General features: G+C 67.2%; 28 protein-coding genes and 1 riboswitch. Of the genes, 15 read left to right on the top strand and 13 right to left on the bottom strand.

Features of this window, described 5'->3' with window-relative positions; all coding sequences use genetic code 11:
- Position 1: 1 nt before the first annotated feature.
- Positions 2-982, bottom strand: a complete 981-nt coding sequence (locus BLQ77_RS23615; protein ID WP_089963278.1) for a DMT family transporter — start codon at positions 980-982, stop codon at positions 2-4.
- 330 nt (positions 983-1,312) lie between these two features.
- Between BLQ77_RS23615 and BLQ77_RS23620 the strand changes: the two genes are divergently transcribed.
- From BLQ77_RS23620 to BLQ77_RS23650, 7 genes are all read left to right on the top strand, one after another.
- Positions 1,313-1,606: a co-chaperone GroES gene (locus tag BLQ77_RS23620; protein WP_008883425.1), complete on the top strand. Its 294-nt coding sequence runs from the start codon at positions 1,313-1,315 to the stop codon at positions 1,604-1,606.
- A 70-nt stretch (positions 1,607-1,676) separates the two neighbouring features.
- Complete coding sequence (gene groL / locus BLQ77_RS23625; RefSeq protein ID WP_008883487.1) at positions 1,677-3,317, top strand: chaperonin GroEL; 1,641 nt, start codon at positions 1,677-1,679, stop codon at positions 3,315-3,317.
- Positions 3,318-3,496: 179 nt separating this feature from the next.
- The gene (gene budC, locus BLQ77_RS23630; RefSeq protein WP_089963280.1) at positions 3,497-4,255 is read left to right on the top strand and encodes a meso-2,3-butanediol dehydrogenase; all 759 of its coding nucleotides are present in this window, start codon (positions 3,497-3,499) and stop codon (positions 4,253-4,255) included.
- A gap of 38 nt (positions 4,256-4,293) precedes the next feature.
- Positions 4,294-4,923 (top strand): ribonuclease HII, encoded by a 630-nt coding sequence (gene rnhB / locus BLQ77_RS23635; protein ID WP_040383670.1) that lies wholly within the window; start codon positions 4,294-4,296, stop codon positions 4,921-4,923.
- Between the two features lie 91 nt (positions 4,924-5,014).
- Positions 5,015-6,127, top strand: coding sequence for a site-specific DNA-methyltransferase (locus BLQ77_RS23640; RefSeq protein ID WP_089963282.1), 1,113 nt, complete (start codon positions 5,015-5,017; stop codon positions 6,125-6,127).
- A gap of 339 nt (positions 6,128-6,466) precedes the next feature.
- Positions 6,467-7,336, top strand: a complete 870-nt coding sequence (locus BLQ77_RS23645) for a DMT family transporter (RefSeq protein WP_008883093.1) — start codon at positions 6,467-6,469, stop codon at positions 7,334-7,336.
- Positions 7,337-7,434: 98 nt separating this feature from the next.
- Positions 7,435-9,306: a methyl-accepting chemotaxis protein gene (locus tag BLQ77_RS23650; RefSeq protein ID WP_089963284.1), complete on the top strand. Its 1,872-nt coding sequence runs from the start codon at positions 7,435-7,437 to the stop codon at positions 9,304-9,306.
- A 77-nt stretch (positions 9,307-9,383) separates the two neighbouring features.
- Here BLQ77_RS23650 and aroC read toward each other — a convergent pair whose 3' ends face one another.
- Positions 9,384-10,484, bottom strand: coding sequence for a chorismate synthase (aroC, locus tag BLQ77_RS23655; protein WP_089963286.1), 1,101 nt, complete (start codon positions 10,482-10,484; stop codon positions 9,384-9,386).
- A 96-nt stretch (positions 10,485-10,580) separates the two neighbouring features.
- A riboswitch (TPP riboswitch) is annotated at positions 10,581-10,693 on the top strand.
- A 57-nt stretch (positions 10,694-10,750) separates the two neighbouring features.
- Between aroC and BLQ77_RS23660 the strand changes: the two genes are divergently transcribed.
- From BLQ77_RS23660 to BLQ77_RS23670, 3 genes are read left to right on the top strand one after another with little or no spacing between them, the layout of a single operon-like run.
- Entirely contained in the window at positions 10,751-11,737 is a 987-nt protein-coding gene (locus tag BLQ77_RS23660) for a thiamine ABC transporter substrate-binding protein (RefSeq protein ID WP_089963288.1), read from the top strand.
- Positions 11,738-11,745: 8 nt separating this feature from the next.
- Complete coding sequence (locus BLQ77_RS23665) at positions 11,746-13,293, top strand: ABC transporter permease family protein (RefSeq protein WP_242661840.1); 1,548 nt, start codon at positions 11,746-11,748, stop codon at positions 13,291-13,293.
- Complete coding sequence (locus tag BLQ77_RS23670) at positions 13,277-13,975, top strand: thiamine ABC transporter ATP-binding protein (protein WP_089963302.1); 699 nt, start codon at positions 13,277-13,279, stop codon at positions 13,973-13,975. Before BLQ77_RS23665 ends, BLQ77_RS23670 begins: the two co-directional genes overlap by 17 nt.
- 81 nt (positions 13,976-14,056) lie before the next feature.
- On the opposite strand, the gene BLQ77_RS23675 is transcribed toward BLQ77_RS23670, so the two are convergent.
- Genes BLQ77_RS23675 through petA form a run of 3 tightly spaced genes read right to left on the bottom strand, consistent with a single transcriptional unit; the run spans position 14,057 to position 16,798 of the window.
- Entirely contained in the window at positions 14,057-14,845 is a 789-nt protein-coding gene (locus tag BLQ77_RS23675) for a cytochrome c1 (protein WP_040383765.1), read from the bottom strand.
- 20 nt (positions 14,846-14,865) lie between these two features.
- Entirely contained in the window at positions 14,866-16,209 is a 1,344-nt protein-coding gene (petB, locus tag BLQ77_RS23680; RefSeq protein WP_008883358.1) for a cytochrome b, read from the bottom strand.
- Between the two features lie 13 nt (positions 16,210-16,222).
- Positions 16,223-16,798 (bottom strand): ubiquinol-cytochrome c reductase iron-sulfur subunit, encoded by a 576-nt coding sequence (petA, locus tag BLQ77_RS23685; protein ID WP_040383666.1) that lies wholly within the window; start codon positions 16,796-16,798, stop codon positions 16,223-16,225.
- 220 nt (positions 16,799-17,018) lie between these two features.
- Between petA and BLQ77_RS23690 the strand changes: the two genes are divergently transcribed.
- Entirely contained in the window at positions 17,019-17,684 is a 666-nt protein-coding gene (locus BLQ77_RS23690; protein ID WP_089963292.1) for an outer membrane protein, read from the top strand.
- Positions 17,685-17,786: 102 nt separating this feature from the next.
- On the opposite strand, the gene BLQ77_RS23695 is transcribed toward BLQ77_RS23690, so the two are convergent.
- The 6 genes from BLQ77_RS23695 to BLQ77_RS23720 all read right to left on the bottom strand — a co-directional run bounded on the left by BLQ77_RS23695 (position 17,787) and on the right by BLQ77_RS23720 (position 21,943).
- Positions 17,787-18,083: an alkylphosphonate utilization protein gene (locus tag BLQ77_RS23695; protein WP_040383664.1), complete on the bottom strand. Its 297-nt coding sequence runs from the start codon at positions 18,081-18,083 to the stop codon at positions 17,787-17,789.
- An 11-nt stretch (positions 18,084-18,094) separates the two neighbouring features.
- Positions 18,095-18,862, bottom strand: coding sequence for a CDP-diacylglycerol--serine O-phosphatidyltransferase (gene pssA, locus BLQ77_RS23700; RefSeq protein ID WP_008883013.1), 768 nt, complete (start codon positions 18,860-18,862; stop codon positions 18,095-18,097).
- The gene (locus BLQ77_RS23705) at positions 18,852-19,529 is read right to left on the bottom strand and encodes a phosphatidylserine decarboxylase (RefSeq protein WP_008883259.1); all 678 of its coding nucleotides are present in this window, start codon (positions 19,527-19,529) and stop codon (positions 18,852-18,854) included. The genes pssA and BLQ77_RS23705 overlap by 11 nt, the downstream gene beginning before the upstream one ends.
- A 74-nt stretch (positions 19,530-19,603) precedes the next feature.
- The gene (locus BLQ77_RS23710) at positions 19,604-20,209 is read right to left on the bottom strand and encodes a glutathione S-transferase (protein WP_089963294.1); all 606 of its coding nucleotides are present in this window, start codon (positions 20,207-20,209) and stop codon (positions 19,604-19,606) included.
- A gap of 100 nt (positions 20,210-20,309) precedes the next feature.
- Positions 20,310-21,236: a tyrosine recombinase XerC gene (locus BLQ77_RS23715; RefSeq protein WP_089963296.1), complete on the bottom strand. Its 927-nt coding sequence runs from the start codon at positions 21,234-21,236 to the stop codon at positions 20,310-20,312.
- Complete coding sequence (locus BLQ77_RS23720) at positions 21,233-21,943, bottom strand: DUF484 family protein (RefSeq protein ID WP_008883539.1); 711 nt, start codon at positions 21,941-21,943, stop codon at positions 21,233-21,235. Before BLQ77_RS23720 ends, BLQ77_RS23715 begins: the two co-directional genes overlap by 4 nt.
- 220 nt (positions 21,944-22,163) lie before the next feature.
- Between BLQ77_RS23720 and BLQ77_RS23725 the strand changes: the two genes are divergently transcribed.
- The gene (locus BLQ77_RS23725) at positions 22,164-22,481 is read left to right on the top strand and encodes an antibiotic biosynthesis monooxygenase family protein (protein ID WP_008882939.1); all 318 of its coding nucleotides are present in this window, start codon (positions 22,164-22,166) and stop codon (positions 22,479-22,481) included.
- Positions 22,482-22,544: 63 nt separating this feature from the next.
- Here BLQ77_RS23725 and BLQ77_RS23730 read toward each other — a convergent pair whose 3' ends face one another.
- Positions 22,545-23,255 (bottom strand): winged helix-turn-helix transcriptional regulator, encoded by a 711-nt coding sequence (locus tag BLQ77_RS23730; RefSeq protein WP_040383764.1) that lies wholly within the window; start codon positions 23,253-23,255, stop codon positions 22,545-22,547.
- 296 nt (positions 23,256-23,551) lie between these two features.
- On the opposite strand from BLQ77_RS23730, the gene BLQ77_RS23735 reads away from it, so the two are divergent.
- Positions 23,552-23,959 carry a universal stress protein gene (locus BLQ77_RS23735; protein ID WP_008883288.1) on the top strand — a complete coding sequence of 136 codons (408 nt, stop codon included), beginning with the start codon at positions 23,552-23,554 and terminating at the stop codon, positions 23,957-23,959.
- Positions 23,960-24,051: 92 nt separating this feature from the next.
- Here the strand turns inward: BLQ77_RS23735 and BLQ77_RS23740 are convergent, their stop codons facing one another.
- Positions 24,052-24,630, bottom strand: coding sequence for a hypothetical protein (locus tag BLQ77_RS23740; protein WP_008883249.1), 579 nt, complete (start codon positions 24,628-24,630; stop codon positions 24,052-24,054).
- A gap of 180 nt (positions 24,631-24,810) precedes the next feature.
- On the opposite strand from BLQ77_RS23740, the gene BLQ77_RS23745 reads away from it, so the two are divergent.
- Positions 24,811-25,455: a hypothetical protein gene (locus BLQ77_RS23745; RefSeq protein WP_008883472.1), complete on the top strand. Its 645-nt coding sequence runs from the start codon at positions 24,811-24,813 to the stop codon at positions 25,453-25,455.
- A 230-nt stretch (positions 25,456-25,685) separates the two neighbouring features.
- A complete protein-coding gene (gene tuf / locus BLQ77_RS23750; protein ID WP_008883278.1) occupies positions 25,686-26,861 on the top strand; it encodes an elongation factor Tu in 1,176 nt (391 codons plus the stop codon).

Consider the following 26,861-nt stretch of genomic DNA (forward strand, 5'->3'; position numbering starts at 1 on the left):
CTCAGATCTCTTCGGTGCGGGCGGCGGCCTCGGCCGCGTTTGCGGCTTCCGCCCGGGCGCGCTGCTTTGCCTTGCGGGCCGCGATGCGCTCGCGGTTCAGGGTGTAGAGCCCCGACGCCACGATCACTGCGCAGCCGAGCAGCGTCCAGAGGTCCGGCAGGTCGGCGAAGAGGATGAAGCCGTAGAGCGTGCTCCACAGGATCATCGAATATTGCATCGGTGCGACCACCACCGCCTGCGCCACGTCGAGCGCGCGGATCATGAAGATTTCGCCCACGCCCGCGCAGAGCGCCATGAGCGGGGCCACGAACCAGATCCACGACGCGCCGGGCGCTTCCCAGACGAAGGCGATGGGCAGGGTGAGGATCAGCGTCGAGGTGATCGAGGTGTAGGCCACCGTGGTGGCGATTGTGTCGTCGCCGCTCAGCATCCGCGACAGCAGCTGCCGCGAGGCGAAGGCGGTGGCGGCGGCCACGGCCATGAAGATCGCCGGGTGGAAGACCCCCATGCCGGGGCGGATGACGATCAGCATGCCGGCGAAGCCCACGGCCACCGCGGCCCATCGGCGCCAGCCGACGGGCTCCTTCAGGAACAGCCCGGCGATGGCGGTGACGATAAAGGGGGCGATGAAGGTGACCGCCGTGGCATCCGCGAGCGGCACGTGCTGGATGGTCAGGATGAAGAAAGCGGCGGAGCAGGTGGCGAGTACGCCGCGGCCGATCTGGATGACCGGATGGCGGGTGCGCATCAGGTGCAGGCCGCGCATCCCCAGCATGACGAGCACGCCCATGAACAGCCCGATCTGGCGCATCCAGACCACCTGCAGCGCCGGCAGCTCGGTGGTCAGCAGCTTGGCCATGGCGTCGGTGGCGCCGAAGAACACGAAGCCGAGGGTGATGAGGGCGATGCCCTTCATGTTGTCGGGCGCGCGGCTGGCCGCGGAAGGCGGCACCGGCAGAGATGCGGCGGGATGGGTCGGCATGGGGGAGGGACTCGGGAAGGTGGCGTGTAGCTATGGTATACCAAATCACGTTTGCGCGTCGGGCGCCATGCCCTGTCTTGCAAGTCCGACCCGGCGGATTCCGGCCGGGGGGCTTTCGCTCGTCGCGATCGTGCATAGATGCGGTCCAGCGGGCGCTCCCGGAGGGCCCGCCGCAGCCTTGGAGGGCGCGGTTTTTTTCCGGGTCGAGCCAGTTGACACGACTCGCAACGGTGCCTAGCTATGCGCCATTAGCACTCCAGTTCAGTGAGTGCTAACGACCCCGCCGGGGTCGTGATACAGGGACAAACTTTGAGCCAGGAGTACTCGAAGATGGCATTCAAACCGCTTCATGACCGTGTGCTGGTCCGCCGCGTTGAGAGCGACGAGAAGACCAAGGGTGGTCTGATCATCCCCGATAGCGCCAAGGAAAAGCCGGCCGAGGGTGTCGTGGTCGCATGCGGCGATGGCGCCCGCAAGGACAGCGGCGAGCTGATCTCGATGGCCGTCAAGGCTGGCGACCGGATCCTGTTCGGCAAGTGGTCGGGCACCGAGGTCAGCATCGACGGTGAAGAGCTGCTGATCATGAAGGAATCGGACATCCTTGGTGTGACCGAGGCCGCGTAAGCGCCGATCCTCACGGACGAACGGCGGCCCCCGCGCCGCCCAACCCCAACAGAATTCAGGAGATTTGCACATGGCTGCAAAGGACGTGAAGTTCGATACCGATGCCCGCACCCGTATGCTGCGCGGCGTGAACATCCTTGCCGACGCGGTGAAGGTGACCCTCGGCCCGAAAGGCCGCAACGTGGTGCTCGACAAATCCTTCGGCGCCCCCCGCATCACCAAGGACGGTGTGTCGGTGGCCAAGGAGATCGAACTGGAAGACAAGTTCGAGAACATGGGCGCGCAGATGGTGAAGGAAGTCGCTTCCCGCACCAACGACGAAGCCGGTGACGGCACCACCACCGCGACGGTTCTGGCTCAGGCCATCGTCAAGGAAGGCATGAAGTCGGTCGCAGCGGGCATGAACCCGATGGACCTCAAGCGCGGCATCGACCTGGCAACCGCCAAGGTCGTCGAGGCCATCAAGGCCGCTGCCCGCCCGGTGAACGACACCAACGAAGTCGCTCAGGTCGGCACCATCTCTGCAAACGGCGAAGCCGAAATCGGCCGTCAGATCGCTGACGCGATGCAGAAGGTCGGCAACGAGGGTGTCATCACCGTCGAAGAGAACAAGGGCCTCGAGACCGAGACCGACGTCGTCGAAGGCATGCAGTTCGACCGCGGCTACCTGTCGCCCTACTTCGTGACCAACGCCGACAAGATGATTGCAGAGCTCGACGACTGCATGATCCTTCTGCACGAGAAGAAGCTTTCCTCGCTGCAGCCGATGGTTCCGCTGCTCGAGTCGGTGATCCAGTCGCAGAAGCCGCTGCTCATCATCGCGGAAGACGTCGAAGGCGAAGCGCTGGCGACCCTCGTGGTCAACAAGCTGCGCGGCGGCCTCAAGATCGCAGCCGTCAAGGCACCGGGCTTCGGCGACCGCCGCAAGGCCATGCTGCAGGACATCGCGATCCTGACCGGCGGCCAGGTGATCTCGGAAGATCTCGGCATGAAGCTCGAGAACGTGACCGTGGACATGCTTGGCTCGGCCAAGAAAGTCTCGATCACGAAGGACGAGACCACCATCGTCGACGGTGCTGGCGAGAAAGCCGAGATCGAGGCACGCGTGTCCCAGATCCGCACCCAGATCGAGGAAACCACCTCGGACTACGACCGTGAGAAGCTGCAGGAACGCGTTGCCAAGCTGGCAGGTGGTGTGGCCGTCATCCGCGTCGGCGGCATGACCGAAGTCGAAGTGAAAGAACGCAAGGACCGCGTCGATGACGCACTGAACGCGACCCGCGCGGCCGTTCAGGAAGGCATCGTGGTCGGCGGCGGCGTCGCCCTGGTGCAGGGTGCCAAGTCCCTCGACGGGCTGGAAGGCGCCAACAGCGACCAGAACGCCGGCATCACCATCGTCCGCAAGGCTCTGGAAGCTCCGCTGCGTCAGATCGCCCAGAACGCGGGCGTCGACGGTTCGGTCGTGGCTGGCAAGATCCGCGAAAGCGAAGATCTCAAGTTCGGCTACAACGCTCAGACCGACGAATATGGCGACATGTTCAAGTTCGGCGTGATCGACCCGGCAAAGGTCGTCCGCACCGCTCTGGAAGATGCGGCATCGATCGCAGGCCTGCTCATCACCACCGAGGCGATGGTTGCCGACAAGCCGCAGAAAGACGCGCCTGCTGGCGGCGGCATGCCCGACATGGGCGGCATGGGCGGCATGATGTAATCACTCCTGCCTGCAGGAGTGACCGGGGCGGGCAACTGCCCCGGACCGCTGAAGACCTTCGACAGGGGAGCCCTCGGGTTCCCCTGTTTTTTTGTGCCGTGGTCACGCTTTACGTGATGTCGGAACGCCTCGCGCCGCCTGCCGTTGGTCTGCAAACGACCAAAGGAAAGGATCCAGCGATGGAACGCTTCACCGGAAAAACCGTCATCGTCACCGGCGCGAGCTCGGGCATCGGCGCCGCCACGGCCCGCCGCTTCGGGCGCGAGGGGGCGAATGTGGTGCTCGTCTCGCGCACGCAATCCAAGCTTGACGCGGTGGCCGCGGACATCCCCTCCGCCAGGGTGGTGGCCGCCGACCTGTCGACCCGCGATGGCGTCCGCACCGCTGCCAGCGGTGCCCGCGAGGCCTTTGGCCGCGTCGACGTGCTGGTCAACAACGCCGGCACGGCCGTCATGGGCTCCATCGAGGAGGTGGGCGAGGATGGCTGGTCCGAGGTCATGGAAACCGACGTCACAGGCGTGTGGCGGCTCACCAAGGCGCTGTGGCCCGATCTCAAGGCGAGCGGCGGCAACGTCGTGATGACCTCGTCGGTGTCGGGCATCGGCGGCGACTGGGGCATGCACGCCTACAACGCCGCCAAGGGGGCCATCACCAACCTGACGCGGGCGCTCGCGCTCGACGCGCGCGAGAGCGGCGTGCGGGTGAATGCGGTGAACCCCTCTTTCACCAAGACCGAGCTCACCTCGGGCATGGTCGAGAACGACGCGCTGGTGGCGAAGTTCCTCGAGCGCATCCCGCTGGGGCGCCCGGCCGAGCCCGAGGACATCGCCGACGTGATCGCCTTTCTCGCGAGCGACGACGCGCGCTTCGTCAACGGTGTGAACCTGCCGGTGGACGGTGGCCTTTCCGCCTCGAACGGTCAGCCGCCGCAGGCCTGACCCCTTGAACCCGTGCCGCCGGTGGTCTTTCTGGCGGCATGGAGTTTCCCGACGATTCCTTCGAAGCCCCCCATTGGGAGAAGGGCACCCGCGTGGCCGGCGTCGACGAGGTCGGCCGCGGCCCGCTGGCCGGTCCCGTGGTGGCGGCGGCGGTGGTGCTCGACCCGCGCTGGGTGCCGCCGGGGCTCAACGATTCAAAGAAGCTCACGGCGAAGCGCAGGGCGCGTCTGTCGGCCTGGCTCTGGGAATGTGCCGAGGTCAGCATCGGCAGCGCCAGTGTCGAGGAGATCGATCAGCTGAACATCCTCCAGGCCAGCCTGCTGGCCATGCACCGCGCCGTCACGGGGCTCGAAAACGCCCCCGGACACGTGCTTGTGGACGGGCGTTTTCTGCCGCCCCAGCTCCCGTGCGAGGCGACTCCGATTATCAAGGGCGATGGCCGGTCGGTGAGCATCGCGGCTGCTTCGGTGGTCGCGAAAATCTGGCGCGACAGGCTGATGCGGGATTTGGCGCAACACCATCCCGGCTACGGCTGGGAAACCAACGCCGGTTACGGGTCCAAAAGCCACAAGCTGGCGCTCCAGAATCTTGGTGTGACCCCTCATCATAGGCGATCCTTCAAGCCGATACACAATATCTTGTGGCAAGCGCAAAGCGCAAGTGACTGATTCAAAAAAGAAATTGACCACGAATCACCTTTGACTCATCTTTGTCGTCAACCAACGAGTGCAAAAATGCACCAAAGGGACTGAGGCAGAGATGAACGCGATGACCAAGACGAAGGGCGTGAAAACGCTCCCTCTAAACACGATTCTGGACGGTGACTGCATCGAGATGATGAACAGTCTGCCGGAGGAATCCGTCGACCTGATCTTTGCAGATCCCCCTTACAACCTTCAATTGAAGGGCGAGCTTCACCGCCCGGACAACTCCCGCGTCGACGCGGTGGATGACCACTGGGACCAGTTCGCGAGCTTCGCCGCCTACGACCAGTTCACCCGCGAGTGGCTCGCCGCCGCCCGCCGCGTGCTCAAGCCCAACGGTGCAATCTGGGTCATCGGCTCCTATCACAACATCTTCCGCGTCGGTGCCGCGCTGCAGGATGCCGGCTACTGGATTCTGAACGACGTGGTGTGGCGCAAGTCCAACCCGATGCCGAATTTCCGCGGCAAGCGCTTCACGAACGCCCACGAGACGATGATCTGGGCGTCGAAGTCGGAAGCGGCGAAATACACCTTCAACTACGAGGCGCTGAAGGCGCTCAACGAGGGCATCCAGATGCGCTCGGACTGGGTGCTGCCGATCTGCAACGGTGGCGAGCGGCTCAAGGATGCCAACGGCGACAAGGCACATCCGACGCAGAAGCCGATGAGCCTGCTGCACCGGGTGCTGGTGGGCTCCACCAACCCCGGCGACGTGGTGCTCGACCCGTTCTTCGGAACCGGCACCACCGGAGCCGTGGCAAAGATGCTGGGCCGCGACTGGATCGGCATCGAGCGCGAGGCCGCCTACCGCGAGGTGGCGACGCGCCGGATCGCCGACATCCGCGCCTTCGACCGCTCGGCGCTGGAAGTCACCCGCGCCAAGCGTGCCGAGCCGCGCATCCCCTTCGGCCAGCTCGTCGAGCGCGGCATGCTGCGCCCCGGCGAGATGCTGGTCTCGCCCTCGGGCAAGGTCGCCAAGGTGCGGGCCGACGGCACGCTCGTGGGCGATGACGTGAAGGGCTCGATCCATCAGGTCGGCGCCCATCTCGAGGGCGCCCCGTCCTGCAACGGCTGGACCTACTGGCACTTCCGCAAGGACGGCAAGCACGTCCCCATCGACGTGCTGCGCCAGCAGATCCGCGCTGAGATGGCCGCCCGCCCGCACTGAGCCAGCGGGCTCCAGCGAACACCAGAAGAACAATCGGAACACCGCCGGTGCCTGTCACGACAGGCACAGACTGGCCCCGTCCGCCTGTGCGGACGGGGTTTTTTCTTGGCGGCCTGCCGTCTCGTTGCGAAGGCTGTGGCCTGAAGCCGTGGCGTGGCGCATGACATGCCGCACGACGGCCCGCGCAAGGCGTCCAGCGCTCCGGGGCACCCTGGAACTCCTCCCCGCCGGGAGATACGGCGCCCGACCGATCCGCGGTGCCCGGGCAGAGGCCGCAGGGCGCGCACCCGATTGACCTCGGCTGCCCCAGCGGTCATTTGTGCGCAAATGGAGGGACGAATGGATCTGCGCGCGATACTCATGGGGCTGGCCTTTGCGGTCATGTGGTCCTCGGCATTCACCTCGGCACGCATCATCGTCACCGCCGCCCCGCCCATGGGCGCGCTGGCGCTGCGCTTCCTGCTCTCGGGACTGCTGGCCGTGGCCATCGCCCGGATGCTGGGGCAGAGCTGGCGTCTGAACCGCGCGCAATGGCGCGCCACGATCATTTTCGGGGTCTGTCAGAACGCGCTCTACCTCGGCCTCAACTTCGTCGCGATGCAGACCGTTCAGGCCTCGCTCGCCTCCATCGTCGCCTCCACCATGCCGCTGGTCGTGGCGCTGGCGAGCTGGCTCTGGCTGGGCGAGCGCCTGCGGCCGATCGGCTACGCCGGGCTGCTGGCGGGCGTGCTGGGCGTGGCGGTGATCATGGGCGCGCGGCTGCAGGGCGGCGCCGACCCGCTGGGCGTGCTGCTCTGCGTGCTGGGCGTGCTGTCGCTGGCGGTTGCCACGCTGTCCGTGCGGGGTGCCGTCTCGGGTGGCAACGTCATGATGATCGTCGGACTCCAGATGCTTGTGGGCAGCGCGCTGCTCTGGCCGCTGACCCTGGCCTTCGAGACGCCCGAGATCAGCTGGTCCTGGGAACTGATCGCGGCCTTCGCCTACACAGTGCTTGTCCCGGGAGTCGCCGCGACCTTCGTCTGGGTGCTGCTGGTCGAACGCATCGGGGCGATCCGGGCGGCGACTTTCCACTTCCTCAACCCGTTCTTCGGGGTCGCCATCGCGGCGCTGCTGCTGGCCGAACCGATGGGCCGCTACGACGTGATCGGTGTGGTGATCATCACCGTGGGCATTCTCGCGGTGCAGCGCTCGCGCGTGGCGATGCGTTGAGTTTTCCGGATCTGCCGAAGGGTTTGTTTACACCTCTCTGATAGCTCACATGCCTGCCGGGCGAAGCGCGCGGACGGAACAGGAGCATAGCAGCGAACATGAGACGGTTTTCCATCAGGATTCAGATCCTGGCCCTTGGCATGATCTTCGTCTTGCTTCTCGCGGTCAGCGGTGTGCTGTCCTGGACCGTGCAGAGCAAGGTCGCGCACGAGGTGACCTTGACCTTCGACATCTTCAAGCAGAACGAACTCATCGCGCGGGTGCGCGAGGATATAGAGCAGGCCCGCCTCGACCTGCTTAGGATCGCGCGGGCCGAGAAGGGCTCGGTCGACAGCATGCTTGGCAACCTTGGCGAGATCACGCGCGATATCGGCAACGAGGTGCATTTCTTCCGCGAGACCGAGAGCGGCGCGGCCGCCCGGCCCGAATTCGCGGACCGGCTCGAAGCGGTGGCGGCCGGAATCGCCGCGATTGCGGTCGAAGTGACTGAGACAGCCGGAGAGTCGGGGCGCGGCTTCCTCGGCGTGAACATCCGGCCGCTCTACGACAAGATGAACGAACAGATCGCCGCGGTCGACGAGATCCAGGAGGTTGTGCGCGTGCAGGCGATCGCGACCGAGCAGACCTCGCAGGCCAGCGTGTCGCAGAGCAAGATCGTGCTGGCCGCCTCTCTGATCGCGGTCACCGCCGTGTCGTTTGTGCTGGTCCTGGTATTCGGACGGCTGCTGGCGCGCCCGGTCAACGATGTGGCGGAGGCGGTGCAGCGCATCGCAAAGGGCGACTACGCCTCCGAGGTTGCCGGAACCCAGCACGGCGACGAGGCCGGTGCCATCGCCCGCAGCCTCGAGGAGCTGCGCGACGCGCTCGGCCGCGCCGAAGCGGCTGACTCGCGGGAGAAGGCCGTCAACGCCCGGCGCATGTCGCTGTTCGAAGCGCTCGGAGGCGCCATGGGAGGGCTGTCGCAGGGCCGGCTCGACGAGCGGCTCGACGCCTCGGAATGGGGTGATCTGGGTGAGAGCTACAAGAAGATCTGCGACGACTTCAACGGGCTCTCCGAGAAGATCGGCGACTTGATGGACTCGCTGCGTGAATCCGCCGACCTGGTGCAGCGCAACTCGCGCGAGCTGTCGAACATGTCGACCGAGATGTCGCGCCGCTCCGAGGTGCAGGCCGCCACGCTCGAGGAATCCGCCGCCGCGCTCGAGGAGATGTCGAGCAGCGTCCGCGCCGCCGCCGAGCGGGCCGATGACGCCGACCGCCGCGTGGTGGATGGCCGTCGTCGCGCCGAAGAGGGCGGGGCGATCATGGAGCGGGCGCTGGCCGCCATGAGCTCCATCGCCGCGTCGTCGGACCAGATCACCCAGATCATCAGCGTCATCGACGACATCGCCTTCCAGACCAACCTGCTGGCGCTGAACGCGGGCGTCGAGGCGGCACGCGCAGGCGAGAGCGGCAAGGGCTTCTCGGTCGTGGCCTCCGAGGTCCGCTCGCTGGCGCAGCGCGCCTCGGAATCCGCGCGCGAGATCAAGACGCTGGTGTCGAACAGCTCGCAACAGGTCAAGGACGGTGGCCAGCTGGTGGAGCAGACCGGCGCGACGCTCTCCGACATCGTGCGCTACGTCACCGAGGTCTCTGAGATGGTGGGTGAGATCGCCGTCGCCGCCAAGGAACAGTCCGCGGGCCTGCAGGAGATCAACGTGGGCGTGGCCGAGCTCGACAAGGTCACCCAGCAGAATGCCGCCATGGTGGGCGAGACAAGCGCCGCGAGCCAGCAGCTCAGCTCCGAGGCGGAGCGCCTGACCTCGCAGCTCAACCGCTTCTCCGGCGGGGATGGCTATGTCGAACTCGAAGAGGTGACCCCGGTCTCCGCACCCATCGAAGAGTTCGGACCGGCGCCCGACTCCGCCTCGGCGCCCCGCCCGCAGCGCCGCGCCGCAAATGGCGACGCCGCCATGTGGGAGGATTTCTGACCACCGCTGCCGAGCCAGCGCGGCGCGCAACAGGCGCCGCGCATCAGTTCCGTTTCGACAAGACGGGATCTAGGGCGTCAGCCGATCCGGCCGCGGTTGCCACCGGTCTGGCCCCGATGCAGCAGCAGGTGGTCGAGCAGCACGCAGGCCACCATCGCCTCGCCCACCGGTACCGCGCGAATGCCGACGCAGGGGTCGTGACGGCCCTTGGTGATGATCTCGGTCTCTTCGCCAGACTTGGTGATCGTCCGCCGCGATGTCAGGATCGACGAGGTCGGCTTCACCGCGAAGCGCAACACGATGTCCTGCCCGGTCGAAATGCCCCCGAGAATGCCGCCCGCATGGTTCGAGCTGTAGATCGGTCCGTCCGGCCCCATGCGGATCTCGTCGGCGTTCTCGGAGCCGCGCAACGCCGCCGCCGCCATGCCCTCGCCGATCTCCACGGCCTTGACCGCGTTGATCGACATCGCCGCCGCGGCAAGATCGGTGTCGAGCTTGGCGTAGATCGGTGCTCCCAGCCCCGCAGGCACACCGCGCGCCGTCACCTCGATCACCGCCCCGACGCTGTCGCCGGACTTGCGCAGGTCATCGAGATAGCCGGCCCAGGTCTCGGCAGCCGTCGCGTCGGGGCACCAGAACGGGTTCCCGGCGATGACGGCCTCATCGAAATTGGCGCGGTCGATGCCATGCGGACCCATCTGCACCATGTAGCCGGTGATCTCGAGACCGGGCGCCAGTTCGGCCAGCGCCGCCCGCGCCAGGCCACCCGCCGCCACCCTGGCCGCGGTCTCGCGCGCCGAGGACCGGCCGCCGCCGCGATAGTCGCGGATGCCGTATTTCTGCCAGTAGGTGATGTCGGCGTGGCCGGGGCGGAACTTCTCGGAGATGTCGCCGTAATCCTTGGAGCGCTGGTCGGTGTTCTCGATCATCAGCTGCACCGGTGTGCCGGTGGTCACGCCCTCGAACACCCCGGACAGGATCCGCACCGCGTCGGGCTCGCGCCGCTGCGTGGTGAACTTGTTCTGGCCCGGCTTGCGCTTGTCGAGCCATTGCTGAAGCATGGCCTCGTCGATCGCCACGCCCGGAGGGCAGCCGTCCACCGTCGCCCCCAGCGCCGGGCCATGGGATTCGCCCCAGGTGGTCACGCGGAACAGGTGGCCGAATGTGTTCATGCTCATGGCGCAGGTCTCCTTGTCCGGGGCATCTCCTAGGCCAGCAACGGCTGCGGCTCAAGGGATTTCACCTTGCACGGTGCCAGCGGCGCGGTTACCAATTCCGACACCTCGGGGTGTCCGGCCGGTGCGCGGCAGGGCTGAGATGCGAGCGTCGCGAACCCGTTGAACCTGACCCGGTTAACACCGGCGGAGGGAAGGTGACGGCAATCCGCCCGGTCGAGCCCAGCGATGCCCAGTCTTGCCCTCTCGCCGCAAGTCTGGAGGATGCCATGAAGACCACGGCCACCATCTTTGCAGCGGGATGTCTTACTGCCGGCACCGCGCTGGCCGATCTCCCCGTTCTGACCGTCTACGCCGGCGATTACGTCGTCTCTGAGTGGGGACCCGGTCCGAAGATCGAGGAGCTGTTCGAGGCGGAATGCGGCTGCGACCTGCAGTTCAAGCCCGGCGACCTGCTGCCGCGGATCCTGCTCGAGGGCGAGCACACAGAGGCCGACGTGGTCTTCGGGCTCAACACCGACGTGACCAAGAAGGCGCGCGAGAGCGGGCTCTTCGCGCCGCACGGGGTGGACCTGTCGCCGCTGACGCTGCCCATCGATTGGACCGACGAAATCTTCCTGCCGTACAATTACGGCCATACCGCCTTCGTCTACAACACCGAGCGCCTGTCCGAGCCGCCCGAGAGCTTCGAGGCGCTTCTGAACGCGCCCGATGACCTGAAGATCGTGATCCAGGACCCGCGCAGCTCGATCTCCGGGCTCGCCACGGTGCTCTGGGTCGAAGCGATCTACGGCGACGGTGCCGAGGCCGCGTGGGAAAAGCTGGCGCCCAAGATCCTCACCGTCACCAAGGGCTGGTCCGAGAGCTACGGGCTCTTCACCGACGGCGAGGCCGACATGGTGATGAGCTACACCACAAGCCCCGCCTATCACATCATCGCCGAGGACGACCGCACGAAGAAGGCCGCGATCTTCCCCGAGGGCCACTACTTCATGGTCGAGCTCGCCGCGAAGCTGGCGAACACCGACCAGCCCGAACTGGCGGATGCGTTCATGGAATTCCTGCTCAGCGAGCCGTTCCAGGAGATGATCGCGACCGGCAACTGGTCGATCCCGGCCGCCCTGCCGCGCGACCGCTGGCCCGAGGGCTTCAGGGAGCTCGATCTGCCCGAGAAGGTGCTGTTCTACACCGAGGACGAGGCCGCCGAGCTGCGCGACACTGCCATCGACGCGTGGCGCCGGGCGCTGTCGCGCTGAGCTGAACCTTGGCGGCGCCACTGACCTCCCTGCGCTGGCGGAGCGCCTTGCCCGCCGCGCTGGCGGCCCTGGCGGTGGCGCTGCTGACGCTCGCCCCGGTGGCGGCGGTGTTGCTGCGCGCCGGCGGGTGGGGACAGCTCGGAGCGGGCGACTGGCAGGCACTGCGCTTCACGCTGATGCAGGCGGTGCTGTCGGGCGCGCTCAGCGTGGCGCTGGCGGTGCCGGTGGCGCGGGCGCTGGCGAGGCGCCGCTTCCCGGGCCGGGGCGTGCTGGTGGCGCTGATGGGCGCGCCTTTCATCCTGCCGGTGATCGTGGCGGTGCTCGGCCTGATCGCGGTCTTCGGCCAGAACGGGCTGGTGAACGCGGTCCTGCGCGGCTTCGGCCTGCCCGGCATGACGGTCTACGGCGTGCATGGCGTGGTCATGGCGCATGTGTTCTTCAACCTGCCGCTGGCGGTGCGCCTCTTGCTGCAGGGCTGGCTCTCGATCCCTGCCGAGCGCTTCCGGCTTGCCGCGTCGCTGGGCCTGAGCCCCTGGGCGACCTTTCGCGTGCTCGAGGCGCCGATGTTGCTGCGCATCGCGCCGGGCGCCTTCGCGGTGATCTTCGTAATCTGCCTGTCGAGCTTTGCCGTGGCGCTGACGCTGGGCGGAGGCCCACGGGCGACGACGGTGGAGCTCGCGATCTACCAGGCGGTGCGCTTTGATTTCGACCTCGGGCGGGCTGCGCTGCTGTCGGTGATCCAGCTCGGGCTGGCGCTGGCGGCGGGGCTGGTGGCGCTGCGGCTTGGCGCCGGGACCGGATTCGGCGCGGGCCTAGACCGGGTACAACAGCGCTGGGATGGACAGGGGGCCGCGGCGCGGATCTGCGACGGGCTCTGGGTGGCGCTCGCGGCGGCCTTCCTGCTGACGCCGCTCTTACTGGTGGTTCTGCGCGGTCTCCCGGGGCTTCTGCTGCTGGGGCCAAGCACGTGGCAGGCGGCGGGGCATTCGGTGAGCGTGGCGCTGGCCTCGACGATGCTCTGCATCGCCTGGGCGCTGCCGCTCTCGACCCGGGGCGGCGAGCTCGTGGGGCTGGCCGGCATCGCGCTGTCGCCGCTGGTGTTGGGCACGGGGCTGTTCCTGATCGTGCGGCCCTATGCCAACCCGCTGACCCTCGCGCTGCCGGTGACGGCGCTGGTCAACGCGCTGGTCTCGCTGCCCTTCGCGCTGCGGATCCTGCGTCCCGAGGCCGAGGCGATCCGGGCGGATTACGCCCGGCTGTCGCAGGCGCTGGGGCTGACGCCGCTGGCGTGGCTGCGGCTGGTGCTGCTGCCTCGGCTGCGGCGCCCGCTGGGCTTTGCCGCGGGGCTGACGGCGGCGCTGTCGATGGGCGATCTCGGGGTCGTGGCGCTGTTCGCCGACCCCGACCGCGCGACGCTGCCGTTGCAGGTCTACGGGCTCATGGGGTCCTATCGCATGGAGGCCGCGGCGGGCGCGGCGCTGCTGCTGCTGGTGCTGAGCTTCGGTGCCTTCTGGCTGTTCGACCGGGGAGGGCGGGTGAATGCTGACGCTGGCTGATCTGCGTTACGGCGAGGGGGATTTCTCGCTCTCGGCCGATCTTGAATTGGCGCCGGGGCGGCGGGTGGCGATCATCGGGCCCTCCGGGGCGGGCAAGTCGACGCTGCTCGACCTCATCGCCGGGTTCCGCCTGCCGGAGAGCGGCCGCCTGTCATGGCGGGGCGAGGACATCACCCGTGCCACGCCAGACCGGCGGCCGGTGGCGATGCTGTTCCAGGAAAACAACCTCTTTCCCCACCTCACGCTGACGCGGAACCTCGGTCTCGCGCTCAGGCCCGATGGCCGTCGCCTCGGGGCCACCGAGGCCGCCGCGGTCGGGGAGGCGCTGGAGCGGGTCGGGCTCGCGGGGCTGGGCGGGCGCAGGCCCGGCGCGCTTTCGGGCGGGCAGCAGAGCCGCGCCGCGCTGGCGCGGGTGCTGCTGCAGAAACGGCCGGTGATTGCGCTGGACGAGCCCTTCGCGGCGCTGGGTCCGGCGCTCAAGGTCGAGATGCTCGAGCTCGTGCGCACCGTTGCCGCCGAGTTGGGGGCGCTGGTGCTGCTGGTCAGCCACGACCCGCAGGACGCGCAGCGCTTTGCCGAGGAGGTGGTGCTGGTGGCCGAGGGCGTGGCGCATCCGCCGGTCGAGACCACGGCGCTCTTCAACGATCCGCCGGAGGCGCTGCGCCGCTATCTCGGGTCCTGAGGGGCCCGCCGCCAGACGGAATCCCGGACATGAAAAAGCCCCGCGCGATGGCGGGGCTTTCTTGCTTTTCAGGGGAGGCGATCAGGCGTCCTTGTGCTTGATCGGGCGCCAGATCCGCTTGTTGGTGAGGTAGAGCAGCACCGACAGCAAGGTGAGGAACAGCACGCCGACGAAGCCCGCATGCTTGCGTGCCATCATCTTCGGCTCGGCCGCCCACATCAGGAAGGCCGCGATGTCCTGCGCCTCGTGGTGCAGTTCGTTGGGGTGGCCGTCGGCGAATTCCACGTCCTCACCCGCGAGCGGCGGGGCCATCGAGATCCAGCCGGTCGAGAAGGCGTGGTTCTCGTAGAAGGTCGTGCCCGCTTCTTCCTTGGTCTCGCCGGTGTAGCCGGTGAGGACCGAAGCGATGTACTCGGCGCCGCCCATGCCGTTGAAGAGCTGGCTCAGGCCGGTGCCGTAGGGGCCGTGGAAGCCGGCGCGGGCCTTTGCCATAAGCGACAGGTCCGGAGCGCCGACCGAGGTGTTGGCCGGGAAGTGGTCGGTCGGGGTCGCCGGGCGGAAATCCTCGAGCTCATCGTCGTAGATCTCGAAGTTCTGGGCCGCGTAGGCGCGGACCTGATCCTCGGGGAACTGCGGGCCGCCCTCGTCTGCGAGGGTGCGGAAAGGCACGTAGCGCAGGCCGTGGCAGGCGGAGCAGACCTCGGTGTAGATCTGCAGGCCGCGTTGCAGCTGCATCTGGTCATAGGTGCCGAAGGGGCCTTCGAAGGAGAAGTCGTAATCCTCGACGTGACCACCTTCCCCGGCGGCATAGGCGCCGCCGGTCGCAAGGCCGAGAGCCACAGCGGTCGAAAGGGCAAGTTTCCTGAACATGTTCATCTGTCCTTTCTCTGTCACTCGGCCGGGGTCGCCGAGGTGGCGCCCTTTTCCGAGGACTTGCCGTAGTGGGCTTCGAAGTCTTCCTCGATGGTCGCGGGCTGCGGCAGCGGCTTCTCGAACACGCCGAGCAGCGGCAGGATCACGAAGAAGTAGCCGAACCAGTAGGCCGCGCCGATCAGCGAGAAGCTGGCATAGGGCTCTTCCGCAGGCATGGCACCGAGCCACATCAGCGCGATGAAGTCGATGACCAGCAGCCAGAACCACCACTTGAACTGCGGACGGTACTTGCCCGAACGCACCGACGAGGTGTCGAGCCAGGGCGCCAGCGCCATGGCGATGATGGCACCGAACATCGCCAGCACGCCGAAGAACTTCGCGTCGACGATGCCGCCGGTGATGGCGGATGCGATCTGCACGACCCAGACTTCCGAGGTGAAGGCGCGGAGGATCGCGTAGAACGGCAGGAAGTACCATTCGGGGACGATGTGCGCCGGGGTCGAGAGCGGGTTGGCCTCGATGTAGTTGTCCGGGTGTCCGAGGTAGTTGGGCATGAAGCCCACGATGGCCCAGAACACCGCGAGGATGACCGCGAGGGCGAAGACGTCCTTGATGACGTAGTAGGGCCAGAACGGCACGGTGTCCTTCTCGGCCTCGGCCTTGGAGCCGCGGCGGACGTCCACGCCGGTCGGGTTGTTGTTCCCGGTCGAATGGAAGGCCCAGATGTGCACCGCGACCAGCGCCGCGATGACGAAGGGCAGCAGGTAGTGCAGCGAGAAGAAGCGGTTGAGCGTGGCGTTGTCCACGGCCGGTCCGCCCAGAAGCCAGGTCTGGATCGGCTCGCCGATCAAGGGGATGGCGCCGAACAGGCCGGTGATCACGGTGGCGCCCCAGAACGACATCTGGCCCCACGGCAGCACGTAGCCCATGAACGCGGTGCCCATCATGCACAGATAGATGAGCATGCCGATGATCCAGGTCACCTCGCGCGGGGACTTGTACGAGCCGTAGTAGAGGCCGCGGAAGATATGCAGGTAGACCGCCACGAAGAACAGCGAGGCGCCGTTGGCGTGGAGGTAGCGCAGCATGAAGCCGCCGTTCACGTCGCGCATGATGTGCTCGACGCTGGCGAAGGCCATGTCCACGTGCGGCGTGTAGTGCATCACCAGCACGATGCCGGTCGCGATCTGCAGCACGAGGCAGAAGGTCAGGATGATGCCCCAGATCCACATCCAGTTGAGGTTCTTGGGCGTGGGGATCATGATCGTGTCATAGAGAAGACCGACGATCGGCAGGCGCTTGTGCAGCCAGCGCTCGGGTCCGGTCTTGGGTTCGTAATGGTCGTGCGGAATACCCGACATCTTGCGTGCCTCCTCAACCCAACAGGATGGTGGTTTCTTCGACGAATTCCGCGGCCGGAACCGGGAGGTTCTGCGGCGCGGGCCCTTTGCGGATGCGGCCCGCGGTGTCGTAGTGCGACCCGTGGCAGGGGCAGAACCAGCCGCCGACGCCGCCGGCGGTGAACTCGCCCGCGTTGCCGATCGGAACGCAGCCCAGGTGCGTGCAGACGCCCATCATGACAAGCCACTCGCCGGCTTCGTCAAGCGTGCGGTTCTGGTCGGTCGCCTGTGCTCCGCTGTCGATGTTGGCGTTGCGCGCGACCGAGTCGACCAGCTGGCTCATCTCGACGCTGCGGCCTTCCTCGATCTCGGCTTCGGTGCGGCGGCGGATGAACACCGGCTTGCCGAGCCATTTCACGGTCAGCTGCGTGCCGGTATCGACCCCGGACACGTCTACTCGGATGGTGCTGAGCGCCCGCACGTCCGCCGACGGGTTCATCTGGTTGACCAGAGGCCAGACGGCGGCACCGGCGGTTACGGCACCGGCTCCTGCGGTTGCGTAGTAGAGGAAGTCCCTCCGAGTGCCTTCGTGATCTTCAGCGTGTGTCACGGGGTATTCTCCATTCCTCGCGGCCAACATACGCGGCCAAATGCTGGGGGGCCGTCTCCCTGAACGGCCTGTCCGCTCGCGTATTTAGCGATCTGACATGTGCCCGTAAAGCAATCATGAACTTGTGATCGGGACAAGTGCGCATCTGTCGCAATTGAATCCTCGGCGCGACAGGATTATCTCTACGGGAAAATGCCGCAATGCCCCGGAGCATCTCCCCATGAAGACCTTGATTCTATCAGCGATTGTGTCCGCTGCCGCCCTCGCCGCGACGCAAGCGGCCGCGCAGGACTACGAAATGTCGGTCTACACCGGGTGGCAGACCGCGCCGCACAGCCGCATCTCGGGGGACTATCCGGGCACCGGCGAGGATTACGACGCGCTGATCGGCTGGGACGGCAAGAGCTTCGAGATGCCCCCGTACTGGGGTCTTCGCGGCACCTGGTGGCGCAGCGACACCTTCGGCGTGGCGCTGGAATTCACCCATGCCAAGGTCTACGCGAACGAGGATGACCGGGACGATGCGGGCTTCGAGACGCTCGAGTTCACCGACGGCATCAACCTCCTGACCGTCAACGCCATGCGCCGCTGGCCCGAGCAGTGGGGCAAGATCACGCCCTTCGTCGGCGCCGGTGTCGGCGTCGCGGTGCCGCACGTCGAGGTCGCGACCACCGGCGGCAGCGACGACACCTTCGAATACCAGTACACCGGCCCGGCGGTGCGCCTGCTCGCCGGCGCGAGCTACCCGATCAACGACCGCTGGTCGGTCTACGGCGAATACCAGTTCACCTACTCGTGGAACGAGGCGGACCTGGACGGCGGCGGCTCGCTGAACACCGACATCAAGACCAACGCGCTGAACGTGGGCCTGTCGCTCAAGTTCTGAGCGCGGGACCTCTGCACGGAAAAAGGGGCGGTCGGAAACGGCCGCCCCTCTTCTTTTGCAGGGGCCATGCTGAAATGCCGCAGGATCGCTGCGGCAATATGCCTAGCGCTTGCGCACGAATTCCGTGCGCAGGACAAGCCCCTTGATTGCGTCGTGGCGGCAATCGATCTCGTCAGGGTTGTCAGTGAGGCGGATCGTGCGGATCACCGTACCCTGTTTCAGGGTCTGGCCGGCGCCCTTCACCTTGAGATCCTTGGTCAGCACCACGGAATCACCGTCTGCCAGCAGGTTGCCGGCAGAGTCGCGCACCTCGGCCGCGGCCTCGGTCGTGCCCACCTCGGAGGCCGGGCGCCATTCGCCGCTGGCCTCGTCATAGATCCATTCACTGTCGTCGGCCATTTCCGGTCCTTTCATGCAGAGGGGTCGTTGCCGGCCGCGCTCCGGCGGCGGCGCGGCAACATCACGATCACCGCGGCGACATAGGCCACGCAGAAGACCACCAGCGTGATCCACGCATAGGTCACCGCCGCCGCCAGCACGAAGGCCACGCCCACGAGGAAAAACTTGGCGCTCTTACGGGGGATGCGGGTGGTCTTGAACGACCAGGTCGGGATGCGGCTGATCATCGAGAGGCCGATCAGCACCATCCACGCGGTGAGCACCAGGTCCGGCAGGAAGGGCCCGGTGGCGAAGGCGAAGCTGATGAACATCGGCAGCATTACCAGCATTGCCCCCGCGGGGGAGGGCACGCCGGTGAAATAGGCGTTGTCGTGGGTCTTGTCCTCGGACTTGCGCTGTACGTTGAACCGCGCAAGCCGGACCACCGCGCAGACCGCGAAGAGCAGCACCGCGAGCCAGCCGAAGCTGCGGCTGTCCTCGAGCGCCCAGGTGTAGAGCAGCAGGCCGGGGGCGACGCCGAAGTTGAGGAAGTCGGCAAGGCTGTCGAGCTCGGCGCCCATGCCGCTCTCGGACTTGAGTGCGCGGGCGAGGCGGCCGTCCATGCCGTCGAGCACGGCGGCCAGCAGGATCAGCTGCACGGCGTATTCGTAGGAGCCCTGAAGGCCGAGGCGGATCGCGGTCAGGCCGGCGCAGATCGCGATCACGGTCAGCATGTTCGGCAGGAGCTGGACGAGGGTCAGCTTCTCGGTGCCGCGATCCGGTGTCGGCTCAGTGGTCATGGGCCATCTCCGTGAGGTCGGCGAGGACGGTTTCACCGGCGACCATGGTCTGGCCAATGCTGACCAGCGGCGGCACGCCCTCGGGCAGGTAGACGTCGAGGCGCGAGCCGAAGCGGATCAGGCCGAAGCGCTCGCCGCGGTCGAGCCAGTCGCCCGCCTTCTTCCACCACATGATGCGGCGGGCGACGAGGCCGGCGATCTGTACCACGGCGATCTCGCGCCCGTCATCCATGCGGATGCGCAGGGCGTTGCGCTCGTTGTCCTCGGAGGCCTTGTCGAGCGAGGCGTTGAGGAACTTGCCGGGACGGTAGGCCAAGGCGATGAGCTCGCCGGCGACGGGGGCGCGGTTCACGTGGCAGTTGAACACCGACATGAAGACCGAGACGCGGGTCAGCGGCTCGGGGCCCATGCCCAGCTCGGCGGGCGGCACGGCGGGCTCGATCAGCGACACCACGCCGTCGGCGGGGCTGATCACCAGCCCGGGACGGTTGGGGGTGACGCGCTCGGGGTCGCGGAAGAAGTAGTAGCACCAGACGGTGAGCCCGACGCCGATCCAGCCGAACGGCTCCCAGATCAGGAAGAGCACAAGGGTGACGACCGCGAAGATGGCGACGAACTTGCGTCCCTCGGGGTGCATCGGTTTCAGGAAGGTGTCGCGCATCCGCATGGGTGGCGTCCTCTTGTTGGTGCAGGATTGCCGGGGCTTACGGGGCCGGATCACGGCTTGCAAGCCCCGCCGGGTCAGCTTTGGGGGTCGGTCGCGACCATCGAGGGGCGTTGCGCGAACCCTTCGTACCAGTCGGCGAGCGCCTCGCGGCCGGTCCGCCACTTGCGCACGTCATGGCGGAAGTCGAGGTAGGCCAGCGCGCAGCCGATGGCGATGTGGCCCATGTCGAGCCGCCCGTGCAGGTGGCTCATCCAGCGGGTGTTGAGCGCGTCGAGCGCGCGCGATACCTTGGCCCACTGGCCCTCGATCCACTCGATCGACACCTTCTCGGGCGGCCGGAAGCGCTCCTCGTAGACGATGAGCACGGCGGCTTCCATCATGCCGTCGGCGGTGGCCTCGAGCGTCAGGGTGTCGAAGAGGCGGCTCTCGGGGTAGAGCCCGGACTGCGCGCGGTGATCCAGGTAGCGGCAGATCACGCGGCTGTCATAGAGCGTCGGCGCGTCCGAGCGCAGCAGCGCCGGGATCTTGCCCACCGGGTTGGCCGCGATCAGGTTGGCATCGGGCGCCAGCGGCGACGCGGTGACCTGGACAGTCTCGACCTCGTCGAACTGCCCGGTCTCGTGCAGCGTCACGAGGACCTTGCGCACAAAGGGCGAGGGGCCGGCCTGGAGCAGTTTCATGGAGTCCTCCTGAGTGTGTCTTGCGCAACCTAGGCGCGGGGCCGGGAGCGGGCAAATCATTTCCGGGCGACCGTCCGGGGGCCGCGCCGGGATGCCGCGCCTAGCCCGCCTTGGGGTGGGTGGCCTCGTAAACCTTCATCAGGTGCACCTCGTCGACCGCCGTGTAGGCCTGGGTCGTCGAGAGCGAGGCATGGCCCAGCAGTTCCTGGATCGCCCGAAGGTCGCCGCCCGCCGCCAGCAGGTGCGTCGCGAAGCTGTGGCGCATGGCGTGGGGGGTCGCGGTGGCGGGCAGGCCGAGCTGAAGGCGGGCCTTCTCGGTCACCTTCTGGATCAGCCGCGGGTTCAGCGCCCCGCCGCGCGCGCCCCGGAAAATCGGCGCCTCGGGCTCGGGCTCGAAGGGGCAGAGCTGCAGGTAGATGCCCACCGCGTCGCGGGCGAGGGGCAGCACCGGCACGATGCGCTCCTTGCCGCCCTTGCCGGTGATCCGCAGCGACTCGCCCATGGGCCAGTCGCGGCCGCGCAGCCCCAGCGCCTCGGAGATCCGCAGCCCGCAGCCGTAGAGCAGCGTCACCACTGCGGCGTCGCGGGCGCCGATCCAGCTGTCGGCGGATTGCATCTCTACGGTCTCGATCATCGCCCGCGCGGCGCTCTCGTCGAGCGGGCGGGGCAGTTTCTTCTGGAACTTGGGGGCCCGCGCCATGATCACGGCGGTGGGCTCGAAGCCCTCGCGCTCGGCAAGCCAGCGGTAGAAGCTCTTCACCGCCGAGAGCTTGCGCGCCATGGAGCGCGGCGCGGCGCCCTGGCCGCGCAGATGCGCCATGAAGGCGCGCATGTCCGGCGTGGTGACCCGGGCCAGCGGCTTCAGACCCTGCGGCTCGGCGTGATGCGCGGTCAGGAACACGATGAACTCGAGCACGTCGGCGCGGTAGGCGGTGATCGTGTTCTCGGCGGCCCCCTTGAGCGCGCGGGCCGAGGCCAGCCAGTTCTCCAGCGCGTCGCGCGCCGCCGGAGAGATCAGCAGCGTCACGACAGCCAGCGCCGCATGGCGCGTTCGAAGACGCCGGCGAAGAAGGCCAGCAGGTCGGTGCCCTGTTGCGGCGTGAACATGTGCGGGTCCTCGGAGCCGAGCGCCAGCAGTCCCGGCAGCCGCCCGGGGCCGAAGTCGAGCCGCAGGCAGGCCTCGGAGCGCATCCACGAGGCCTTTTCGCCGTAGATCCGGCTGTCGCCCTCGCTCAGCTGGCGCAGGGTGACCGGGCGCAGGGGGGCGGCGCGGCCTTCCGAGACGTAATCCTCGATGAAGCCGGGCTCGGCCATCGACAGCACGTCGCCAAGCCGGCGCACCGCGGTGTCGCGGTCGTTCTGGCCCGATTCCAGCACCAGCCGCACCGCGTCGACCCGCAGGATCTGTGCCACCTCGCCCGCGAGATCGCGCAGGAAGGGCTCGAACTCCACGGGGTCGAGCATCCGCAGCACCGCGCGGTGGATCTGGTTGGTGCCGGCGAGGTTCTCGTAGGCCGCGGCGATGACGCTGCGGTGGGTGTCCTCGAGCCGGTCGAGCCGTGCCTCGAGCCGCTCCATCGCGATGCCGCGCAGGTCGACGATGTTGCCGCCCATGGACCGCTCGTTCGCCGCGATCAGCGCCTGCATCAGGTCGCGATCGTCAAGGATCATGTCGGGACGCGAGATGATTTCTTCCCGCAGGGACTCGTCAATCGTCAGGGTGTTGCCGCTCATGCCCGTCTCGTCTTTTTTCGTTGTCTGTGACCCTAGCAGGTCCGTCCCGCCCGCGCGCCCAGAAATTTCCGAAGCCCCGGCCTCTTTCGCGTTCGTGTTGCGCATCTGTCGTGAATGCCCGTCCGCCGGGTGCGGCGGCCCGAGGATTTCACATGTCATTGGAAAGGTTTGGCGGCGTTACGGTTCCGTGCAAGACTGCGGCCGGGAACGGAGGAGAGCCATGCCAGAAATTACCAGCCCGAGCGCCTGTCAGACTGTCATCACCACATTCGAGACCAGCCCCGGCAATTGCCAGGACCTGCTGGATGCGCTGCGGGACGCCTACCAGAGCTTCATCTCGAAACAGCCCGGCTTCATCGGAGCGGGGTTGCACGTGAACGACGCCCAGACCCGGATCGCCAACTATTCGCAATGGACCCGGCGCGAGGATTTCCAGGCGATGCTGCGCAGCGAGGAGATGCGCGAGCGGAACCGTAACTTCAACGCGCTCAGCCGCAGCTTCGAGCCGGTGATGTACGACGTCGCGGCGGTGTTCTGAGCCGCGATCCGAGACGAGAAGGTCCCGCCCGGCCGTGCGGCGCCGGGCGGGACCCTTGCACCCTCAGGCGGCGTGGCGGCCTGCCGCCGGGGCGCGTGCGGTGCGGCGGCGCTCGGTGACCTCGAGCCTGTAGCCCGAGCCCCGGACGGTCTCGATCCGGAGGGCGCCAGCAACACCGACAAGGTGGTTGCGAAGGTTGCACATGTAGACGTCGAAGACCCGCGGCGCCGGCTCGTTCTCGAAGCCGTAGACGTGGTTCAGCAGCCCTTCGCGCGAGGCGAGCCTGCCGCTGCGGAGGGCGAGGAATTCAAGGATCTCGTAGAGCTTGGGCGACAGCGACAGGGTCACTGCGCCGACATGCACGCGGCGGCGGTCGAGGTCGAGCACCAGCGGTCCGCATTCCAGCTTCGGCTGCGACACCCCGTGCGCGCGGCGCGCCACCGCGGCGAGACGGGCGAGCATCTCGGCGGTGGAGGCGGTGTCGTCGATCACCGTGTCGGCGCCGGACAGGAGCCAGCTCGCGATCTGCTCGGGCGAGGGCTTGCGGGCAATGAGGCAGACCGGCGTCTCGGGGTTCAGCTCGCGCAGGCGCGACAGCGAGGCGCCGCGGGTCAGCTGGCCCGCGTCGAGCACGAGCAGGTCGTGCGCCTTCATGCTGTGGAAATCCTCGATCTCGTCGCCGGCTTCGCAGCGGGACAAGAGGGTGCCGGTGTCGGACACGGCCTTCGACAGGCTCACCATCTTCCAGGTCGTTTCGGCGATCAGATAACGCATGGTGTCGTTCCTCATTCAGGTCGTTTCGCGAGCGGCGTTGCGGCGGGATCCTGAACGGGGCCGCGGGCCATTGCTTCCCGCCGCATGTCCGGGACGAAATCCTCGGGCATGTCGGTCCGTCGCGCCGATGGCGGAACGGGGGTACGGAATGGCGCCTTCTGCGGCCTGATGAACGTTTTAATGGCCAAATGTGCCCAAATTGTGAAGCGATCAGGGCCTGGAGAGTGTGATTTGGATCAAGGCGGTACCCCTTCGGATAGGTCAATGTGCCCTCAGGAAAGAAAGGAGGCCGCCAAATGTACAAGAACATTCTGGTCCCGATTGCATTCGACAGCGACGCAAAGGTGGAGGCCGCCATGTCGGTGGCCCGCGAACTGGCGGCCGAGGGCGCCGAGGTCACGCTTCTGCACGTGATCGAACACATCCCCGGTTACGCCGTGACCTACATGCCGCCGGATTACCTGGTGCAGTCGCACAAGGCCGTGCAGGACGATCTCGACGCGCTTGCCGCCAAGATGGACGGCGCACGGGGCGTGGTTGTCGATGGGCATTCGGGACGCACCATCCTCGATTATGCCGCCGACGCGGGCAGCGATCTCATCGTGATCGCCTCGCACCGTCCGGGCATGGGGGATCTGCTCATGGGCTCCACCGCGACCCAGGTGGTCCGCCACGCCAAATGCGCGGTGCACGTTCTGCGCTAGGTGCCGCCTGACAAGGGCTCTCGCCTGGGCCCCGAAAGCGGAACGGGCCGGTCATCGACCGGCCCGTTTGCGTGTCTGGATGAAGGCCGAGCTCAGTCGACGGCGAGCAGCCGGGCGCGCTTGCGCCGGAACACCTCGTCGCGGGGCAGCCACGGGTACTTGTGGTCCTCCGTCACGTGGCCCCAGAACAGCCGGCCGCCGTTGCGCCACGGGTCGAGCACGATGCCGTCGTACATGCTGTCGCCGGGGGCGGTGACCACCACCGTGCTGTGCTCGATGCGCAGCGGGTTCTCGGAGTTGGCGATGGCGCGCTGCAGCTCGAGCGTGGTGAAGCCCTCCTGCCGCAGCCGCGCCTCGAGGTCATCGGCCCACTGGTAGCAGAGCCCGCGCGGCTTGGTGCCGTTGTTGACCTTGATGTTGTGGATATAGGGCGGATCCTCGACCTCGTAGGCCACGGCAAGGCGGAGCGGATACTCGTAGGAGATCCGGGCCACGCGGTCGGCCTCCTCGGCGGAGATGCCGGCGCCAAGCGCCTGGATCTCGCGCGAGAGTTCGGCGATGTCGGAGTGGTGCGGCCGCGGCAGCTGGTCCGGCGGCGGCGTGCCGCAGGCGCTGAGGACGAGGGTCGCGAGGACAAGAAGAAGGGCGATCGGGGAGAGGGAGAATTTCAAGGTCGATCCGGGGCTTCGTGTAGGGTCGCGCTGGATCATGGTCCGCAGGCGCGACAAGGCAAGGGTGCGGTGGGCTGTGGCAGGGACGGCGTTGCGGCGCTGCCGCACCGGGCGCGCAATTGCACGTTGCGGGGCGTTGCGCTATCCCCTTTCGATACATCGCGTCCTACCGGAGCCCCCATGCTGCGCCTGATCCCCGTTCTTGTGCTTGCCCTCGGCCTGTCCGCCTGTGCCAACGGCCAGACCGACCTGAAGAAACCCGCCGAACCGATCGGGGACTTCAAGCTCGGCCACGCCATCGTGGTGGCGCCAAACATCGTCGAGGGGCCGGTGTCGCGCAACGCTACCGCCGAAGAGTGGATCGCCTCGGTCGACGCGGCGCTGGAAGAGCGCTTCCGGCGGCAGGACGGCGACAAGTTCTACCACCTCGGGGTCAGCGTCGAGGGCTTCGTGCTGGCGCAGCCGGGCATTCCGCTGGTGTTCAGCCCGAAATCGGCGCTGATCGTCCGGGTCACCGCCTGGGACGACGCCGCGCAGAAGAAGCTCAACGATACGCCCGAAGAGATCACCGTGCTCGAGAGCTTCTCGGCCGAGACCGTGGTGGGCTCGGGCGTGACCCAGTCGCGCGAGCAGCAGATGCGGAACCTTTCGGCCAACATGGCGCTGCAGATCGAGAAATGGATGCGGCGGATGCAGAAGAACGAGGGCTGGTTCGGTGGCCCCGACGCCGGAAAGCGCCCCTCGGAATCGGCGTCCGGGCCGGCCGAGGTCGCGGGTTCCGCGGATTCGCCGCAGGCGCCGGCGGCGCCCGGTCGCGGCGCCTGAACGCTCACCGCGCCGCGGCGCAGGGCACGGCCCCGGGGGCATGCGGCTCTCGTGGGTGAGGCCTTGCTGCATCAGGGGTGGCGGAATGGCCCGAAACGTAAGGAAACACGCGGATTCCAGCGTGTCCCCAGGCATCAACGGCTTGATTTTCCCTCTGCAAGCCAATAAATGGCCCGCGATGCGAAACCGGGTCGTTTTGGGCCCCTGAAAAGGCGAGGCGTCTTTACAAGATGGCAAAGGAAAAGTTCGAGCGGTCGAAACCGCACTGCAACATCGGCACGATCGGTCACGTTGACCACGGCAAGACCACGCTGACGGCTGCGATCACGAAGTACTTCGGCGAGTTCCGCGCCTACGACCAGATCGACGGCGCGCCGGAAGAAAAGGCCCGCGGCATCACGATCTCGACCGCGCACGTCGAGTACGAGACCGAGAACCGCCACTACGCGCACGTCGACTGCCCCGGCCACGCCGACTACGTGAAGAACATGATCACCGGTGCGGCCCAGATGGACGGCGCGATCCTGGTCGTGAACGCGGCTGACGGCCCGATGCCGCAGACCCGCGAGCACATCCTGCTCGGCCGCCAGGTGGGTATCCCCGCCATGGTCGTGTTCCTGAACAAGGTCGACCAGGTGGACGACGAGGAGCTCCTCGAGCTCGTCGAGATGGAAGTGCGCGAGCTTCTGTCGGCCTACGACTTCCCGGGCGACGACATTCCGATCATCGCAGGCTCGGCTCTGGCCGCGCTCGAAGGCCGTGATCCGGAAATCGGCGAGAACAAGATCCGCGAGCTGATGGCCGCCGTGGACGAGTACATCCCGCAGCCGCCGCGCGCCACCGACCAGCCGTTCCTGATGCCGATCGAAGACGTGTTCTCGATCTCGGGCCGCGGCACTGTGGTGACCGGCCGCGTCGAGCGTGGTGTGGTGAACGTTGGCGACGAACTCGAGATCGTCGGCATCAAGGACACCCAGAAGACCACCTGCACCGGCGTGGAAATGTTCCGCAAGCTGCTCGACCGCGGTGAGGCCGGCGACAACATCGGCGCGCTGCTGCGCGGCATCGACCGTGAAGCGGTCGAGCGCGGCCAGGTGCTCTGCAAGCCGAAGTCGGTGAACCCGCACACCAAGTTCGAGTGCGAGGTCTACATCCTGACCAAGGAAGAGGGTGGCCGTCACACGCCGTTCTTCGCGAACTACCGTCCGCAGTTCTACTTCCGGACCACCGACGTGACCGGCACCGTGACCCTTCCCGAGGGCACCGAGATGGTCATGCCCGGCGACAACCTGAAGTTCACCGTGGAACTGATCGCACCGATCGCCATGGAAGACGGTCTCCGCTTCGCTATCCGCGAAGGCGGCCGCACCGTCGGTTCGGGCGTCGTCTCCAAGATCCTCGCGTAA

This window comes from Salipiger thiooxidans (assembly GCF_900102075.1).
Lineage (GTDB): Bacteria > Pseudomonadota > Alphaproteobacteria > Rhodobacterales > Rhodobacteraceae > Salipiger > Salipiger thiooxidans.